This is a genomic window from Coxiella endosymbiont of Amblyomma nuttalli, assembly GCF_018107685.1.
In the GTDB taxonomy this organism is placed as follows: domain Bacteria; phylum Pseudomonadota; class Gammaproteobacteria; order Coxiellales; family Coxiellaceae; genus Coxiella.
This window is the reverse complement of record NZ_CP064834.1, coordinates 788,556-806,515: the sequence shown is the minus strand read 5'-3', so window position 1 is coordinate 806,515 and position 17,960 is coordinate 788,556. Positions and strand designations below refer to the sequence as shown.

Below are 17,960 nucleotides of genomic sequence, written 5' to 3'. Positions count from 1 at the left end.
ATAAAATATTTTATGCGAATTTCGGAAAAATCGTGTGAGTTGGATAGTTTCTGTAACTTCAATGATGATCGGGACAGGATGTAGTGCTAGTGTGAGGACAGGATGTTTAATACAAATTTCTGATAATCAGTCCACATGTATAAACAATAATTCCGACTAGCCATTTAATATTTTTAACAGGCCATACGTTTTCCATTATATCTTCCTCGCTGTACTTGATCATCTTTTAAGACCGCAAATAATGTGCGCGTTTTTATAGACGTATATTCCTAATTTAACAGACACAAGGACAGCTCCTCTTTTTTAGAAATCAGGATAGTATTTTAATGTACTTAATTAATATTTACATTTGGAAAATATTATGATGAATGCAATGGTATATAGTTTTTATTATTATAATTATAATTGCCGAATTACTAAAAATAATTGACCTGAATCTCGTACAACCCTTAATAATAATTGTCTCGGTTTACTTTCCGCAATTTCTATCAATTTAGTTATGGTAGATGTATTCTCGCCATTGGCACTTAAAATAATATCACCGACCTGTAATCCTGCTAGCGCACCATTGCTACCATCAGCAATAGCAGAAACTAATATACCATTAAGAATCGTACTATCTGGCTCCAGATCGTTAAACTTTTGCAAACGCATACCGCCAAGGAAAGGGAGTGAATGTTCCGGTAATATATCTTTAGGATCTGCTACCACGGTTTTAAATTCATGTGTTTTGTTATTACGTAAGATAGTTAAGTGAATCATTGTACCTGGGCGTATCAGTCCCAACATATTGTGTAACTCAGCTGAACTGTGAATCATGGTGCTATTCACAGACTCAATAATATCTTGTACTTGAACACCTGCTTTTGCAACAGGACTACCAAGCATAACTTTTGTAACTAATACTCCTCGATTATACTTTAAGCCCATGGCGTCGACTAACTCAGGTGTGATGTTTTGTACAGTAACCCCTAGCATCCCTCTCTCAACCTGACCATACTTAATTAATTGTTTGATCACATTTTTTACCATATTACTGGGGATCGAAAAACCAATACCAATATTGCCCACTGAAGGTGTTACAATAGCGGTATTAATACCCACCAGCTGACCTTGTAAGTTAATGAGTGCCCCGCCGGAATTTCCCGGATTAATGGGAGCATCTGTTTGAATAAAACTTTGGAAGTTATCAATGTGAGGTTCTTGGCGATTTAAAGCACTAATGATGCCGGAAGTTACCGTTTGAGTTAAACCAAACGGACTGCCGACAGCTACGACGAAATCACCAACTTTTAATCGATTAGAATTCCCAAAGGGAAGTTGGATTAAATGGTTAGCGTTAATTTGAATAACGGCAATGTCAAATCCATCATCTTTTCCAACGATTTTTGCGCGATAGCGACAACCGTTTTTTAATGTCACGATCATGATATTTTGATCTTTTATAACGTGAGTATTGGTTACAATATAACCTCTTTTAGCATCAACAACGACTCCAGATCCGACACTAAGGATTTTTATGGGAGTCGTATCTTGATCAGCGTTCGGTTCGTTGGGATTGATTAGACTAGGGATCAGCTTTTCTACAGCAATATTGACGACACTTGGAGTTGTTTGGTCTAGCATGGGGGCTAAACTGGATAACGTCTTACTATCTGTTCTTGCAAGAAAATTGGCATACGTATCTAGTGATAATACTAGATGGAATGTCGCTATGATAACACCGTTGAGAATAACACATGATAATCTGTGCATAGTTTACTCTGTAATTTTTATAGACTCATAGTTTAACGTTTTCTTAAGGCTTGATCCACAAAAACTAAAACACTATGAAGCTTTTGATCTTGTTAATTCATCGTAATATGCCTTGTTTTCAGCAATAGATGCTGTAATGTATAAAATATTGAGCTATTAAATGAGTTTTTTTCTAGTTAAATAGGAGTTTAGGTTACACTGCTATAAACATTATTCTTCTGTATAATAAGTAACTGTAAACCCGTAAGTATTTCATAATATTGATCTAGCTTTTTGTGAGATAAACGAGAGAATAATGGCAAAGGACATTTATACATGATAACATCTGTCATACGAACGCCCGTTACCAACTTATTAAGCCGATTTATAAGTGTTTATTAAACCTTTTTCTTCCAAAAAAGACTATTTTGGATTGGGGAAATGGAAGTTTTACTATTGCACTTGTTTGGAATGCTGAAAATAAGTCACGAACGCATTATGATTAGTCAAAGATATACAAGTTGCTTTTGACTAATTAGTATTGTATAGATGAGGGTAGAAAGTATTTTGATAAGGTGATATATCACAATACAAGAATGTATAAACATCTAAGTTATGAAATAAGCACGTTTGATAGTGTCTATACTACAAACTAGCTGCACTTCACATCAAAACAGATTTTACCAGCAATAGCGTTGCCACTATGTTGCCACTATATTATACTATATTATTCTATTCCGTGCCCATTTATCCTTAATAAGGACTATGAATTTAATGTTCGTTAATATTTTGTTTAAGTTTTAGTTAATGATATTTTCATAAGAGTATTACTCTTAAAAGGAAGCATCGTGCGTCAACATCTAGATTTAACAGAGTTGCTAACAGGTCATTGATTACTAATTTAGAGCGACATATGAAAAGCCAAGTGTTCATTTAAAGATTACAAGATTGCAGCAAATTAAAACAATTAAAATTTAAAGAATTCCTAATGAGTGCTTTTCCGATCAATATCATCCTATTGTTTGAGAATCAATATGATGATACAGAAAAATATCTCAGATTCCATCATCACTTCCGAAACTTGGGTAGTGATGGGTTGCGCTTAACTAAATGAAGCAGTTTGGTGAATGAGCTTTAAAAGAGCGCTAGAGTCTAATTGATGATACCGCCCCAAGCCTCATCAACCGAATGTTGCTGCCATTTCTTTTTCTTATTTATCAATGAATAGGCTATTCGTAGCATTAGGTTGGATTGACTAGTATAGGGATAATAGTTTGGAATAATCAAATTATTTTACATGATGTTGTTCGTCGTCATTTAAACACTGGATTAAGTACACCATATCTTTTGGAAGAGGAGTGTGACATTCCATCGGTTGCTGAGTAATCGGGTGAATAAAACGTAAAGTTGATGCGTATAGCGCCTGGCGATGTAGGGCTCTTAATGCCGTTTTGAGTGGAGTAGAAAGACAATGTGGAATACTACTAATGTGAGTACCGTAGACAGGATCACCCACAAGAGGGTGATGGATATGTGCCATGTGGACGCGGATTTGGTGAGTACGGCCAGTGTCCAAACGTAAGCGAATATGGGTATGAGCTCGATATCGATGAACGATGCGAAAATGTGTCGTAGCAGAGCGGCCACCTGATGCAACAACCGCCATCCGTGTTCGATTCGTAGGGTGGCGCCCAATTGGTGCTGAGATGACTTGACCAGAAATCAGAATCCCTTTAACGATGGCTTCGTATTCTCGGGTGATTTGTCGCATTTTCATGGCATTAGTCAGATTAAGGTAAGCAATCAGTGTACGGGCGATAATAAGCAGTCCGCAAGTATCTCTATCTAGACGATGGATCATCCCTGCTCGAGGAATAACTGCTAGATATGGGTCATAATACAACAGCGCATTAGCTAAAGTGTGATCAGGAATTCCTGCGCCGGGATGGACGACTAAACCCGGGGGTTTATTAATAACAAATATTGCTTCGTCTTCATAAATAATATCTAAAGGGATGGATTGAGGAATCCAAGGTTTAGAAGGTTTTAGCTGAACAATGATTTTGATAACTTGATTGGTCTGAACTGTTTCTTTAGCTAATATTTTTTTCTGATTATTCACAGTTACATAACCAGCTTGGATCCAATTTCGTAATTGTGAACGAGAATAATCTGGAAATAATTTAACCAATGCCTGATCTAGTCGAGTCCGATTTAAACCAGCAGGAATAACATTTTTTAAAACGATTTTTTGTGGGCTACTCATTGATATATAATATATCTCTCTTGTTAGCTGCGCACTCTTTATATGTTAGCTGCTTTAGTTTTATGAGGTAGGTTATCCATTAATAATAAATAGTGGCTGCATTTATGCGGTGTAGTATAAGGAAGAACTTATGAAAAAATTGATTTTTATCGTTGTCTTTTTGCTTTCTTTAACTAGTTACGCTGAAAAGGATGTGGATCTTTGTCACACATTTTGTAACAAAATTCCAATGGGATTACTTAATGCCGGAGAAAAAGCGTTAGCGAAAGAGAATTATGCCGAAGCAATTAAAAATTTTAAAGCGTTAGATGCTGTTTATCCTTTTGGACCATACGCCAAACAAGCTGCGCTTGATATTATTTATGCTTACTATAAAAATTGTGATACAGCTTTTGCGATTGCGGCTGCCAAGCGATATATTCATCTTTATCCTCGAGATTCACATGTAGATTATGCATATTACATGCGCGGTATTATTGCTTTCGATTTAAAATTATCCTGGCTGCAGGAATTAGCTGACATTAGTCCTGCTGCTCGTGATGTCAGTACCTTACAACGATCGTTTATTGCATTTTCTACACTTGTCCAAGTTTTTCCACATAGTTTGTATACACCTGATGCGCTTGCTCGTATGCGATATATTCGTAATTTAATAGCGCAACGCGAAATTACAATCGCAGAATTTTACATGAAAAGACATGCTTACATGGCAGCAGCTAATCGGGCTAGTTATGTTGTTCAACATTTTCAAGGATCACCTCAGGTTATTAAAGGTTTAATTATCATGATATTAGCATACCGAGCGCTAGATTTACCAAAAATGGCAGATTCAATTTATTATTTATTGCAGACTAATTATTCTAATACACCTGAATTAAAACATTTGAAAACCTAACACTTCGTTTTTCAAGTTTTTATTAAGTTTTTTGATGAGAGTAATACCTTTCAGCACATTGATTAAAGCTTTTTTATGGAAGCATTTAAATTTTCTTTTTAAATGTTTAACGTGATCTTCAATGGAACGAATCGAAATTGATAGATATTCTCTTGTTTTATAATCATTTTCTTACATTAGCAAAACTATCATCTCAAGTTCGCGTTGAGTTAAATAAATTTCAGGATATGTATATGTAGGATCAACATAATATCGTTTGAATGACAAATTTGCGCAAGAGTATTTTTTCCTTAGTTTTTATCTTTTTTTCGTGAAGAGCAATTTCTTTTAGTAACTGATAATGAAAATCTATCAGTTTATTCCTCCTGTATTTGTTAGGGACAGCTTAAGTTTGCTATTTAATCTTAGATGAGACAAAAGCACTATGCGAAGAAGCTATAATTTTAATCTCCTTGGTGTCTTTGATATCAATTACACTTTCTGCCTATACTGGTCCTTCATTGGTTATTGAAACATATTTGAAATAATTGCTAGAAGAATCATATTTTTTATTTCACTCTTTAATTTTTTATGATTCCATGGAACCGCACTTCGTTCCAGGTGAAATTGTAGTAGATATTTGTTATATGAAAAATGTATTTAGAAAAATTAATTAGATTAGACGTTCGTACTTACAAGGAGTGTTTTTCTAACACAGGCTTTTTAAAAAGAAATGTTGAAGATTATTGTTATTTCAGATACACTGCTACGTCGATCATATGATCACGAAGGAAGTAGTAGCCCTAGTAATCTGATCCGGGCGAAAATTACCACTTTCTACGTTAGATTGGTTCCTTGTGCTATGTGCCACATGCAAATAGCTAATGGTTTAAAAGTTCGTATTTTTCGTCGCTTCCTTCATGTAGGAATTTTTCTTGTTTCCTTGTTTTATTTCACTTACGCTAAAGTGATAGCTCGATTTACCAATTTATCCACAAAATATTTACTGCTGATTATTATTATATTGGTTATTATGTTTGAAATTGTGCGATTAAAAAGTGGACTAGTCTTATATGGGCAGCGTGAAAGAGAAGCTAAAAATATTTCCTCTTTTTCATGGACTGTAGTTAGTCTCTGCGTAGTTTTATTATTGGCACCGGGGAAACAATATGCCATCCCGATTACTGCATCGTGTGCCTTTGTTGATCCTTTACTAGGAGAGTTACGTCGAACCCAATTAAACAGGATATTGATTTTCTTTATTGGTGTAATTGTTGCAATGTTGATTTGGTTGGCAACTTTTTTTTGGCTTAAAATCGACTGGTTATTGATTTTATTGATGGGACCACTGGTAGTTATGTTAGAATGGCCTAATTTTCGATGGGTTGATGATAATGCTTTGGTACAATTGGGGACTCTTTTCATCATCTTAGTATTGTATAAGTGATGGAGGAAATATATCTTTTAGAATTCTTCAATACTAAACAAAGAGACAAGAGGAGCTATTATAGTTATTTTTATTATATGGGTCACTTTATTTCTTGGTACTAACGCATTTATGGTGGTACCATAGCATGGTAGCTTTTGGTATTCAATCAGATTAATTTGCTTGTTTATTTGATAATTAATAACACAATTCCTCTTGTTATACTTTTTTTCTTATTTACTTTTATTCTAATATTAAAGTAACATCAAAGGATTTATATTTGTCGTATTTTATTAAATGTTTTGCTAATGTGTCGCTGGATTTTTTGGTTGACAAAACTGATAACAAAATCTAATATTAGCGCTATAAGGACTGTAGAGCTGCTTATGATATGAATCTAAATCAGTCGAAATAAAGATCATCTACATTAGCACCGTTATTAAGCTTATTGGACTATATTACAATTATATAATTTCGGATAATTTCGGTCACTTAATCGGAGTGCTTAATTATTTTATTATTCAAGAATAGGTGTTGTTAGACATTATCCTTATGTATTAAAAGAAATGAAGATGGCAAACAGACGCATTACAATATTTAACCTAATATTCACGAAATACAGTCCTATTGATTCAATCAATGAGAAAAAAATTATTGCTGTTGAACTGTTAGAAAAAATATAGGGTGTTTATAATAAGCAGATTAAAGGTAAGATCTATATTGATTGAAAAAAATAGTAAGTAATACAATGACGAAATTAATCACTACCGATAGAATTAATCGGTCGTGAGTATGTTTGACACTAGCATATAATATGTTTCAGAACTTCCAATTAAAATATTATTGAGATTAAGTAAAGTTAATTATTTTTGAAAATTTTGTGAAAACAATTGCATATCTATTACAAAAATTTTTATTAAACACACAAATTGTGACGAATGATTTTGTCGTTAAATAAATCAAAGTATAATTCTTAATTGGGATATAAACTTCTTTTAAAAAGTATGAAAAAATCACCTAATTATCTTTGCAAAAGTAGCATCAAACAGCGACGACATTACTTTTTATAATCGTAGATGAAATGTACCATTGGTGTAATCAAACATCAATGCCTATTGCAACGTTAACTAATAGTAAATGATAAAATTTCATTGGTAGCGCTTAGCTTTATAGTGTTTATTAGCAGCTTTTTTCTTTTATTTTATATATTTTATAGGATTTATTTTGTAGGATTATTTTATGGTATTGGGTGTGCTTTCATATACCAACTTTTACTTTTAAATTAATCAGTTAATGCAATATTTCAAGATGTTTACAACGTGTTATTTTTACAATATGCGATACGCTAAATTATTATACGATTCATAAATCGAGACAGGGTGCCGTAGCTAATTTTTATAAGCAAAATGTATCAGAATCGACGGAAAAGAATAACTAAAAAGCGATTGGGGTGCTAATAATTTAGCTGTTGCACAGCTTATCACAGAAATGCTATGTTATTGTTATCTCTCTTGTAGTGGGCACGTAGCTCAGTGGTAGAGCGCCACCTTGACGTGGTGGAGGGCATTGGTTCGATACCAATCGTGCCTACTGTACATTCCAGGATCGAGTGTAGTAGTCATTTTTTAGGCTCTAGATTTTGTACCTAACTTTCTATTTTAACTATTTTAATGAGTAAGCTATTAAGTAGTATTGTTCTCATATCTATTTCATAGATATGAGAACAATACTACAATGCATCATCTCTCGTACAGTTATTGCTAAATGATATCTTTAGTAGAGAGAGGCTTTATCAACTTTTTCAAAAATAATTCTACTACGACTTTATTTAGTTTATCAGGCAATACTATGATGGTGGTTTTCTATACATATTTTGCATAGAATTGATATTAATAACGTGCTGTTGATTAATGAGGTACTTGGTACTTTATAGGTTATTCTCGTACACCAAAAAAGGTATTTAAAAAAAGCTCTTAAATTCTTATGTAGAATAGACATGTTGTTAAGAGTTAAACGACCTTTTTAGACTATAGCACTTTTTTTAGAATTTAAATACAATGGTTAAATATAAAGATTATTACCACCTATATTATTTAATCTCCTAATAGGTAGGTTGCATAGTAATTGAAATTTTGAAACAAAACTAGATTAACACTGCAGGTATATAATCCACTAGGTTTAGAACGCGATATGCATATTGGCCAATAAAATAGAACATTAAGTATTCGATACATTATTTAGAAAGAATTTTAAATCTAATTTTACTTATCATAAAATTGGAATATGTAATTGATTCATACAATTACACGGTAAGTGCTGAAAAATAATTGTTTTCATCTAAAGATTTAACATAATTAACATAAAGAATACTTCTTGGATGTGATATAGTATTTTCCGCAGACATATCAAGAGATTTCTCACAGTCCTGTAAAACGAGGAGCATAATCTTTGTACATCTACTAATGTAGACACACGTGGTACATATGAAATACGAATAGTGTGTTGATCGAATTTATAGTTCAATAATAAGTTGATATTAAATGTACCGACTAAAGCTACCCATAAAGACTTAAAAAAGACTTGATATTTATTTCATGATAGAATTTGAAAAACGAACCTAATGAGATAAATTGCTTAATTATCTTTACAGTAAGGTTTTTAAAGGTTTTTAATGGAATTTTTCTATATTTAAATTTTCAAATCGAGCTTGAGTTTGGTTGTTTTTTTAACTATATATCTCCATGCTAAAAGTAGATAGCATGCTAAATGTTTTATTCTTCTCGCCTTGTTCTCAAAGAAAATCTAATGCTACAAATTACGAAGATTCTATAATCCAAAATAAATTTTTGTACTTTGTTGATAAAGCTTAAAAATCTTTAATCTTTTGTAAGAATCTTGCATAAAAAAATACTTTGTATTTTTGGGAGAATAAGCGTGAACAGGTTTGATATACGTTCGTACATTACTTTTACCTATACCACAGAATAATGGTAAAAGAGTTATAGTTATTCTTGAAAATTATAACATTTTTCTTCTAACAAGCATATATTGGATTAAAGAATTACAAAGAATTATAATGTTAAAATCAAGCCATCAGTTGGATTTCCAAAAGTATTACTTTTAATGGTTGATTTACGTACTGCAGTAAGATGATCAATAATATATTAGTTTTTCTTTTCCTATCAATGCTTCTTTGATAATGAAGCCGTCATTTTATGGTATAAATAAACAAAGTTTCCTGGTCATCAATTAAGAATCATACAGAAATAATTAAACGTAAGGCCATCTGCTTTAATAAGTCTTCCTTCTTTTTAATTAACTACTTTTACTGCTATATAAAATCTTGAGAACTAAATCATTCGATAATTGTGGTTCTTCATTCATCATGACATTTGCTATAAAGAGAAAAAACAATAGTCATTAGTTTTTAATCAGCACTAATAAGAAAAATTTAACTTTACTTGTTTTTGTCAAATGTTATTAGTATACGATATAACGCTTCAACATAACATAAAAGCGCTTGCCGTCTTGTCTCGTTTAATTAAGCTAGTATCGTGAATAGACTTGGATGTATAGATTTTATCCATCTAAGAATTATCGTATACTACTTTTACTTTTACAGGCATAAATTTTGCAAGTATAAAAACGCTAGTAGTAAATTTTTCTTGTGGAAAATAAAAGATTGAATGAGTTGTATTTATATTTTTAATTTTTGTGCCCACTTCTTCTTCTACAGAAGAATGATTTTTCTTTGATTTTTTGTCAAGCGCATGAAGAAGCACATTAAGTATTTTGGATACTTCTTGATATAACGTTTTTTACACTCTAATATAGATAATCTTAACCAGAGATTTACCGTTATTTTAGTATATTGTTTCACTTCCAAGAGATATTCTACATTTTTCTAAGAAAAATAATGAGTATTGTAGAAAGTTTGTTTTTAAGGAATGCATTAAATTTTCTGCTAATCCATTTTTTCGGCTTCTAAACGAAAATATGTTAGAATTAGTGAGCAAACTAAATATAGTAGTATCCATCTTCGATACTACGTATCTTCTAGAAATTAGTTTATATTTATCAAGAAATGCAATTTTTCTACGTAATCTTTTGCATCGAAAGTTGCTTGCTTGTACAATGGAAGTCCCATCAAACAATTTGTTACTTTTTGGATAGAGATTCGATAACACTATCTTATCCATTTTATCCTCCGTCTGGTTAGCTAATGGAAAAAACGGATTATTGAATTTATATCTATCAATAATGAAAAAATAACATCTTAATAATCCAACTAAAGCGTCTAACGCATTGACAAGACATGACAAAACACTCGCCAACTTTCAGGAAAATAATTGATTGAAAAAGGAAGCACTAAGCAGACTCCATTCTCTAATTTCGTAAAAATGGACAACTTATGCTACCATTTTGAATTTCTTGAGGAAAGTTTATTATGCCAATGGTCCGATTTCCTGACGGGAGTGTAAAAAAATTCGTAAAGCCGATAACCATTCAAGCTATAGTAGAATTCATCGAGCCTTCGTTTTTGAAAGCGGCATTGGCTGGTAAAGTAGACAATCAATTAGTGGATTTATCTTATCTTATTGATAGAAACGTTGCACTTGAAATTATTACGGATAAAGAGCCCATTGGATTAGAAATTATTCGCCATTCAACCGCGCATTTGTTAGCACATGCTGTTAAAAAGTTATTCCCTACGGCTCAATTGACCATTGGTCCTGTGATCAAAGATGGTTTTTACTATGATTTTGCTTTCGAGCGATCTTTTACGCCAGATGATCTTGAAAAGATCGAAGAGAAAATGGAAGAATTAGCCAAGGCTAATCTGGACATTGAGAGAAAGGTATTAACCCGCGAAAAAGCCATGACCCTTTTTAAAAAACGGGATGAGAAGTATAAGATCCAAATTATTCGTGAGATTTCCAAAGAGGAAACACTTACCGTTTATCAACAAGGAGATTTTATCGACTTATGTCGCGGTCCACACGTTCCTCATACTGGCTATTTAAAAGCCTTTAAACTTACGAAACTAGCAGGTACTTATTGGCGAGGAGATAGTAATAATGAAATGCTACAGCGGATTTATGGAACTGCCTGGCCTAATATTAAAGCTTTAAAAATTTACCTCTATTATCTTAAAGAAGCCGAAAAACGAGATCACCGTGTGCTTGCAAAGAAAATGGATCTTTTTCATTTTCAGCAGGAATCACCAGGCAACGTGTTTTGGCATCCTAATGGCTGGAGCATTATTCTTCAAATGCGGGACTATATTCGTTATATGACACATAAATATGGTTATCAAGAAGTAAACACTCCACAGCTTATTGACAACATTCTTTGGGATAAATCCGGACATCTAGAAAAATTTAGCAATGATATTTTTACGTTACCTTTGAATTTTCAGCGGTATGCTATCAAACCGATGAGTTGTCCTGCACATGTACAAATATTTAATCAAGGCATTAAAAGCTACCGCGATTTGCCAATTCGTTATGCCGAGTTTGGTACATGTCATCGTAATGAACCTTCAGGTACATTACATGGTTTAATGCGATTAAGAAGTTTTGTGCAAGATGATGCGCACATTTTTTGCATGGAAAATCAAATTCAGTCCGAAGTACTTGCTTTCATTAATCAATTACACGAAGTTTACGCCGATTTTGGATTCACCGAGATTATTTATAATCTTTCTACCCGTCCTGAGAAACGTGTTGGTAGTGATGAGGTATGGACCAAAGCAGAGCAAGCGCTAACAAAAGCTTTAGATCGAAATGGAGTCGAATGGCGTATACTACCAGGTAAGGGTGCTTTTTATGGTCCTAAAATTGAATTTTCCTTACGAGATTGTTTGGGACGTATATGGCAATGTGGCACAATCCAAGTAGATTTTGCTGTACCCGAGCGATTAAGCGCTTATTATATCACTGAAGATGGCTCCAAAAAGCCGCCTGTTATGATCCATCGTGCCATTTTAGGGTCTTTTGAACGGTTTTTGGGGATTGTATTAGAAGAGTATGCTGGTAAATTACCTTTGTGGTTGGCGCCCGTTCAGGTTGTCGTAATGAATATCACGAATTGCCAAGCGGATTATGTACGTCAAATAGTAGCGAATCTTCAAAATCTCGGTATTAGAGCTAGATTAGACTTGAGAAACGAGAAAATCAGCTTTAAAATTCGTGAACACACTGTTGCGCGTGTGCCTTATCAGGTTATCATTGGTGATAAGGAAGTTGCTAATAAACTGCTGGCAGTACGAGAAACATTAGGGAATAATAAAAAAACGATAATAATAACGCTTGAAGCGTTTACACATCAATTGCAGACTGAAATTAGTCAGCGAAGTCGAAAGAGGAGATAACGTATCAGATCAAAACGAATACGTGCCAACAATCAAATTCGTGTCTTGGAAGTTCGGTTGATTGGTAAAAACGGTGAGCAGGTCGGGGTGATAAAAACTGATCGAGCTATCATGATGGCCAAAGAAGCTGGGCTGGATTTAGTTGAGATTTCTCCTACTGCAAAACCACCGGTTTGCCGTATCATGAACTTCGGTAAATACCAGTTTGAGCAAAGTAAACAAAAAGCTGTGCAAAAGAAAAAGCAGCGATTAATTCATCTCAAAGAGGTGAAATTTCGTCCCGCCACGGATGTAGGTGATTATCAAATAAAATTGCGTAAAATCGCTGTATTTTTGGAACGTGGTGATAAGGTAAAGGTAAGTTTGCGTTTTCGAGGACGTGAAATGCAACATCGTGACTTGGGGCTTGAGCTGTTAAATCGGGTGAAGCGGGATTTAGGAAGTATTACTATTGAACAGGAGGCAAAGCTGGAAGGTCGCCAAATGGTAATGATAATTATGAAAAGTAAAGGCGAAATTAACATTAAAAAGAAGAGCGAGAATTATGCCAAAATTGAAAACTAACCGAGGTGCTGTAAAAAGATTTGCACGCACAAGCTCTGGTGCTATCAAGCGGGCATCTTCGAATCATAATCATATTTTAACAAAGAAATCGCAGAAGCGCAAACGCCGCTTGCGTGCATTACATACAGTTGCTAAAAGTGATTTAAAAGCGATTAAGGAAATATTGAGGAGTTAAGTGAGTGATTACTTGTAGTTTCATCATAAGATCGAATGCATGTCGCATTTGGATGTTTTTGTGCCCGTGTTAGATCGCGATAAGATAGCAGCAAAGAGGATAGTGGAGAAAGAGTTATGCCAAGAGTGAAACGAGGGGTTAACGCGAGAGCGCGGCATAGAAAAGTATTCAGTAAGGCAAAAGGTTATTATGGTGCGCGTAGCCGGGTATATCGAGTTGCAAAACAAGCGACGATTAAAGCAGCGCAATATGCTTATCGCGATCGTAAGCAACGCAAGCGCCAATTTCGCGCTTTGTGGATTGTGCGTATAAATGCAGCTGCTCGTGAGTATGGACTTTCCTATAATCGCTTAATTAATGGTTTAAACAAGGCTGGCATTCTTATTGATCGAAAAAATTTGTCCGATTTAGCAGTCAATGATAAAATCGCCTTCGGTGAGTTAATAAAAAAAGCCAAATTTTTATTAGCTGGATAACGACACGCAACTTATGTGGCATCGACTGACCTCTCTTTTACAATCTAGCAAAAAAATGATTGAAGAAACGCAAGATGAGACTGCACTTGAAAGAATTCGTTTAGGTTTTTTGGGAAAAAAGGGAGAATTGGCTGCATTGTTGAAATGTATGAGCGAGCTACCAGTTAGAGAACGACCACTACTTGGAAAAGCTATCAATGAAATTAAGTATGAAGTTCAAGCCTTACTCAATAAAAAATCATCTCAGCTTTGTGAACGAAAACTCCAGGAACAATTAATCAAAGAAAAAATCGATATCACTTTACGTGGTCGATACGATGTTCAAGGAACAATTCATCCAATCACTCGTGTTGCAGAACGAGTTGCCCAACTTTTTATGACATTAGGATTTAAAATCGTGGAAGGTCCTGAAATTGAAGATGAATATCATAATTTCGAAGCATTGAATATTCCCCCTGAGCATCCAGCCCGCACTATGGCAGATACATTTTATCTTTCGAGTGGTAAATTACTGTTGCGAACACATACATCAAATGTTCAAATTCGGGAAATGGAAAAACAAGGTGTTCCAATTTGGTTAATTGCAATAGGACGTGTTTATCGTCGCGATATTGATCCAACACACACACCGATGTTCCATCAAGCAGAGGGACTGGTGGTAGATAAACATTGTACTTTTTCCGATTTGAAAGGTTTATTACAGCAATTTTTGAATTGCTTTTTTGAAGCAGAATTTCGTTTGCGTTTCCGTCCCTCTTATTTTCCTTTCACAGAGCCATCGGCTGAAGTTGATATCTATCAATCAAGCGCAGATAGATGGTTGGAGGTGTTAGGTTGTGGTATGGTGCATCCCAATGTTTTATATAATATGAATGTAGATCCGGATGAATATAATGGATTTGCTTTTGGCATTGGTTTAGATCGACTTGCTATGTTACGGTACAACGTGCCAGACTTGCGTTCATTTTTTGAAAATGATCTACGATTTCTAAGGCAATTTTAGTCTATGAAGTTTAGTGAAACATGGCTGCGTGAATGGGTGAACTTACCTATTGATACCGAACAACTAGTAAAACAATTGACGATGTCTGGATTGGAAGTTAATTCTGTGCAACCAGTTGCTCGCCACTTAGAAAAGGTAGTTATTGGAAAAGTAATATCAAAGGCAAAACATCCAAACGTAAATGAATTATCTTGTTATCAAGTTGATGTTGGTGAACATGAGCCTTTAAAAATTATCTGCAGTGCACCCAACGTTCGTGTAAACTTAAAAGTAGCTGTAGTTTTGGTAGGAGGTCGTGTTGGTGACCGTAAAATCAAAAAAACTAAATTGTGCGGCGTCACATCAGATGGCATGATTTGCTCAGAACGCGAGCTTGGATTATGCAATGATTCAGCTGATGTCATGGAATTACCAAGCGATGCTCCTATTGGAAAAGATGTTTGTAAATACTTACAACTTAATGATCATATTATTGAAATTGGATTAACACCAAATCGTGGTGATTGTGCCAGTTTACGAGGTATTGCCCGCGAGCTAAGTTCGATTAATCAGCTGCTTTTAAGAACATCAGAATTGATAACTATTTCGCCTACGATTAATGAAATTTTCCCGGTCAATGTAGAAGCAACAAAAGCATGTCCGCGTTATCTGGGGCGAATTATTCGCAATATTAATAGTGGTGTATCGACGCCGCTCTGGATGTGTGAACGATTGCGCCGTTCGGGATTCCATGCTATGCATCCAGTGGTAAATATTACTAATTACGTTATGCTAGAATTGGGACAACCGATCTACTCTTTTGATTGGGATCGATTGTCAGGAGGCATTGAGGTGCGCTTTGCGAAATCTAATGAAAAAATCATTTTAATTAGCGAAGCAGAAGTAAAGTTAAACGAGCATACCTTGATCATCGCTGACAAAAATCAGCCTAAATCTATCGCAGGGATTATGGGTAATCTTGAGTCCGCTGTTAGTGAAAAAACGAAACATATTTTTTTGGAAAGTGCTTATTTTTCGCCATCGAACATCGCATTAACTGCACGACGCTACAATATGCATACAAATTCTTCCTATCGTTTTGAACGTGGTGTTGATTTTGAACTTCAAATCCTTGCGATGGAAAGAGTGAGCAAATTACTATTATCCATTGTTGGAGGAGAAGCAGGGCCCATTGTTGAAAAATGTACTAATGAAACTCTTCCAAAAATATCTACTATCACACTGCGACGCAAACGGATTAAACATCTACTTGGCATTGAAATTAATGATAACGAAATTCAGCTCATTCTCGAATTGTTAGGGATGACAGTAGTTAAATATCAAAAAGGATGGCAAGTCACAATTCCAAGCTATCGGTTTGATATTACCCAAGAAGTTGATTTAATCGAAGAGTTAGCTCGTCTGAAAGGTTATGAGCAAATTCCACCAACCTCTATGAAACGTTCCCTAACGGTGCCTCCTTTATTGAAAGAGCAGCATGTGAATACCGCGCGGATTCGACACTTGATGGTAGATCGCGGTTATCATGAGATAATTACTTATAGTTTTGTTAGCGATAAGATTCAGTATATGCTCAATCCTGGTATTATCGCGCTGCAGCTTGCGAACCCAATTACTCATGACATGAATGTCATGAGGAACAGTTTATGGCCGGGGCTTATTGCTGTCCTTAAATACAATCAAGCTCACCAAATTCAGCGCGTTCGGATTTTTGAAATAGGAAGATGCTTTTTTACAGAAGAAGGTGAGAGGAGGCAGATAACAAAATTGGGAGGTTTGGTATTTGGTAGTGTACATAGTCCTCAATGGGGACAGCGCGAGCGTTTGGCAGATTTTTACGATTTAAAAGGAGATCTCAGTGCACTTATCTCCTTGACGAGAGCTGATTTTTGTTTTGTTCAAGATAATCATCCGGCTTTACATCCAGGTCAATGTGCAGCTATTTATCGAGAAGATCGTTGTTTTGGTTATTTGGGTGCTTTACATCCTACTTTAGTGCGAGAATTAGGCTTAACAAGGACCCCTTATCTCTTTGAGATTGAGCTTAAGGCGATAGAAACAGCTATGTTACCTCGGTATGAAGCCTTATCAAAATTTCCGATGATACAGCGAGATATCACGGTCATAGTGGATTGGGATATAGAAGTAGCGAGTATTGAAAAAGAAATTGTTAAAAACGCTGGGCAATTATTGATCATGACAGAAATTTTTGATATATATAAGGACGCTGAACGTATTGAATTTGGCAAAAAAAGTGTCTCTTTGAGGTTGACCTTTCAAGATTCATCACGCACTCTAAGAGACGAAGAAATCAATCAAGTCATTGAACGAATAGTTGTTAAGCTTCGGCACAGGTTCAATGCAACGTTAAGGACATAGCCCAAATGGCACTTACAAAAGCTAAGCTTGCAGAGCATTTGTTTAATGTTATTGGATTGACTAAACGAGAAGCGAATGAAATAGTCGAATTATTCTTTGAGGATATTCGTCTTGCACTAGAACAGGGAAAGCCAGTAAAATTGTCAGGATTTGGTAATTTTAATTTGCGCGATAAAAGGCAGCGCCCCGGCCGCAATCCCAAAACAGGTAAAGAAATTCCCATTACGGAACGACGCGTAGTAACATTTCGTGCAGGGCATAAACTAAGATCTAGGGTAAAGAAGAATGTTCAGCCACAAGAAATGGGTTTTAATAATCGATTGATTTGACCCACATTTCTGAAGCATTACATTTCACCATAGGCGAGATTAGGAGACTTGGTCATTTACGTCCCCATGTTTTGCGTTACTAGGAACAAGAATACAATCAACTTTCTCCATTAAAGAACGCAGTGATCGTCGTTATTATCAATTGAAGGGACCCTCATTATACAAAAATTCACCTCTTGCTTTATGAAGAGGATTATACGATTGAAGGAGCAAAGCGAAAATTGTTCAAAAATACTTCTAAAGATTGTAGCTGGGCTAGGAACAGTTAATAACCGACTGTCTGGATGGAATGCACTGTTTACAGCTCTCCACTAAGACACCATTGTTCATAGTCTCCTCAAAGTTTTTATAAATGGCAAAT

Annotated in this window: 11 protein-coding genes and 1 tRNA gene; 10 read left to right on the top strand and 2 right to left on the bottom strand. The window is 34.9% G+C overall.

What is annotated here, in order from left to right; translation table 11 throughout:
• Window positions 1–399 precede the first annotated feature (399 nt).
• Window positions 400–1,755, bottom strand: a complete 1,356-nt coding sequence (locus CEAn_RS02935) for a trypsin-like peptidase domain-containing protein (RefSeq protein WP_211923717.1) — start codon at window positions 1,753–1,755, stop codon at window positions 400–402.
• A gap of 1,267 nt (window positions 1,756–3,022) precedes the next feature.
• Window positions 3,023–4,000: a 23S rRNA pseudouridine(1911/1915/1917) synthase RluD gene (rluD, locus tag CEAn_RS02930; protein ID WP_211923716.1), complete on the bottom strand. Its 978-nt coding sequence runs from the start codon at window positions 3,998–4,000 to the stop codon at window positions 3,023–3,025.
• A 130-nt stretch (window positions 4,001–4,130) separates the two neighbouring features.
• Between rluD and CEAn_RS02925 the strand changes: the two genes are divergently transcribed.
• From CEAn_RS02925 to CEAn_RS02880, 10 genes are all read left to right on the top strand, one after another.
• Window positions 4,131–4,895, top strand: a complete 765-nt coding sequence (locus CEAn_RS02925; RefSeq protein ID WP_211923715.1) for an outer membrane protein assembly factor BamD — start codon at window positions 4,131–4,133, stop codon at window positions 4,893–4,895.
• A 712-nt stretch (window positions 4,896–5,607) separates the two neighbouring features.
• Complete coding sequence (locus CEAn_RS02920; RefSeq protein ID WP_244670057.1) at window positions 5,608–6,321, top strand: hypothetical protein; 714 nt, start codon at window positions 5,608–5,610, stop codon at window positions 6,319–6,321.
• Window positions 6,322–7,818: 1,497 nt separating this feature from the next.
• Window positions 7,819–7,890: transfer RNA gene (locus CEAn_RS02915), tRNA-Val, on the top strand.
• 2,857 nt (window positions 7,891–10,747) lie between these two features.
• Window positions 10,748–12,673, top strand: a complete 1,926-nt coding sequence (gene thrS / locus CEAn_RS02910; protein ID WP_211923714.1) for a threonine--tRNA ligase — start codon at window positions 10,748–10,750, stop codon at window positions 12,671–12,673.
• Between the two features lie 3 nt (window positions 12,674–12,676).
• Window positions 12,677–13,237 (top strand): translation initiation factor IF-3, encoded by a 561-nt coding sequence (infC, locus tag CEAn_RS02905; protein WP_244670117.1) that lies wholly within the window; start codon window positions 12,677–12,679, stop codon window positions 13,235–13,237.
• Complete coding sequence (gene rpmI, locus CEAn_RS02900; RefSeq protein ID WP_211923713.1) at window positions 13,218–13,412, top strand: 50S ribosomal protein L35; 195 nt, start codon at window positions 13,218–13,220, stop codon at window positions 13,410–13,412. Before infC ends, rpmI begins: the two co-directional genes overlap by 20 nt.
• A gap of 116 nt (window positions 13,413–13,528) precedes the next feature.
• Complete coding sequence (gene rplT, locus CEAn_RS02895; RefSeq protein ID WP_211923712.1) at window positions 13,529–13,888, top strand: 50S ribosomal protein L20; 360 nt, start codon at window positions 13,529–13,531, stop codon at window positions 13,886–13,888.
• 13 nt (window positions 13,889–13,901) lie between these two features.
• The gene (pheS, locus tag CEAn_RS02890; RefSeq protein WP_211923711.1) at window positions 13,902–14,891 is read left to right on the top strand and encodes a phenylalanine--tRNA ligase subunit alpha; all 990 of its coding nucleotides are present in this window, start codon (window positions 13,902–13,904) and stop codon (window positions 14,889–14,891) included.
• A 3-nt stretch (window positions 14,892–14,894) separates the two neighbouring features.
• Window positions 14,895–17,270 carry a phenylalanine--tRNA ligase subunit beta gene (gene pheT, locus CEAn_RS02885; RefSeq protein WP_211923710.1) on the top strand — a complete coding sequence of 792 codons (2,376 nt, stop codon included), beginning with the start codon at window positions 14,895–14,897 and terminating at the stop codon, window positions 17,268–17,270.
• A gap of 5 nt (window positions 17,271–17,275) precedes the next feature.
• Window positions 17,276–17,599, top strand: a complete 324-nt coding sequence (locus CEAn_RS02880; RefSeq protein WP_211923709.1) for an integration host factor subunit alpha — start codon at window positions 17,276–17,278, stop codon at window positions 17,597–17,599.
• The last annotated feature ends 361 nt before the right edge of the window (window positions 17,600–17,960 follow it).

What these genes read in the sequence shown, in the direction of transcription:
- CEAn_RS02935 (WP_211923717.1), bottom strand. Translation starts at nt 1,755, where the DNA reads ATGCACAGATTATCATGTGTTATTCTCAACGGTGTTATCATAGCGACA.
- rluD (WP_211923716.1), bottom strand. Translation starts at nt 4,000, where the DNA reads ATGAGTAGCCCACAAAAAATCGTTTTAAAAAATGTTATTCCTGCTGGT.
- CEAn_RS02925 (WP_211923715.1), top strand. Translation starts at nt 4,131, where the DNA reads ATGAAAAAATTGATTTTTATCGTTGTCTTTTTGCTTTCTTTAACTAGT.
- CEAn_RS02920 (WP_244670057.1), top strand. Translation starts at nt 5,608, where the DNA reads ATGTTGAAGATTATTGTTATTTCAGATACACTGCTACGTCGATCATAT.
- thrS (WP_211923714.1), top strand. Translation starts at nt 10,748, where the DNA reads ATGCCAATGGTCCGATTTCCTGACGGGAGTGTAAAAAAATTCGTAAAG.
- rpmI (WP_211923713.1), top strand. Translation starts at nt 13,218, where the DNA reads ATGCCAAAATTGAAAACTAACCGAGGTGCTGTAAAAAGATTTGCACGC.
- rplT (WP_211923712.1), top strand. Translation starts at nt 13,529, where the DNA reads ATGCCAAGAGTGAAACGAGGGGTTAACGCGAGAGCGCGGCATAGAAAA.
- pheS (WP_211923711.1), top strand. Translation starts at nt 13,902, where the DNA reads ATGTGGCATCGACTGACCTCTCTTTTACAATCTAGCAAAAAAATGATT.
- pheT (WP_211923710.1), top strand. Translation starts at nt 14,895, where the DNA reads ATGAAGTTTAGTGAAACATGGCTGCGTGAATGGGTGAACTTACCTATT.
- CEAn_RS02880 (WP_211923709.1), top strand. Translation starts at nt 17,276, where the DNA reads ATGGCACTTACAAAAGCTAAGCTTGCAGAGCATTTGTTTAATGTTATT.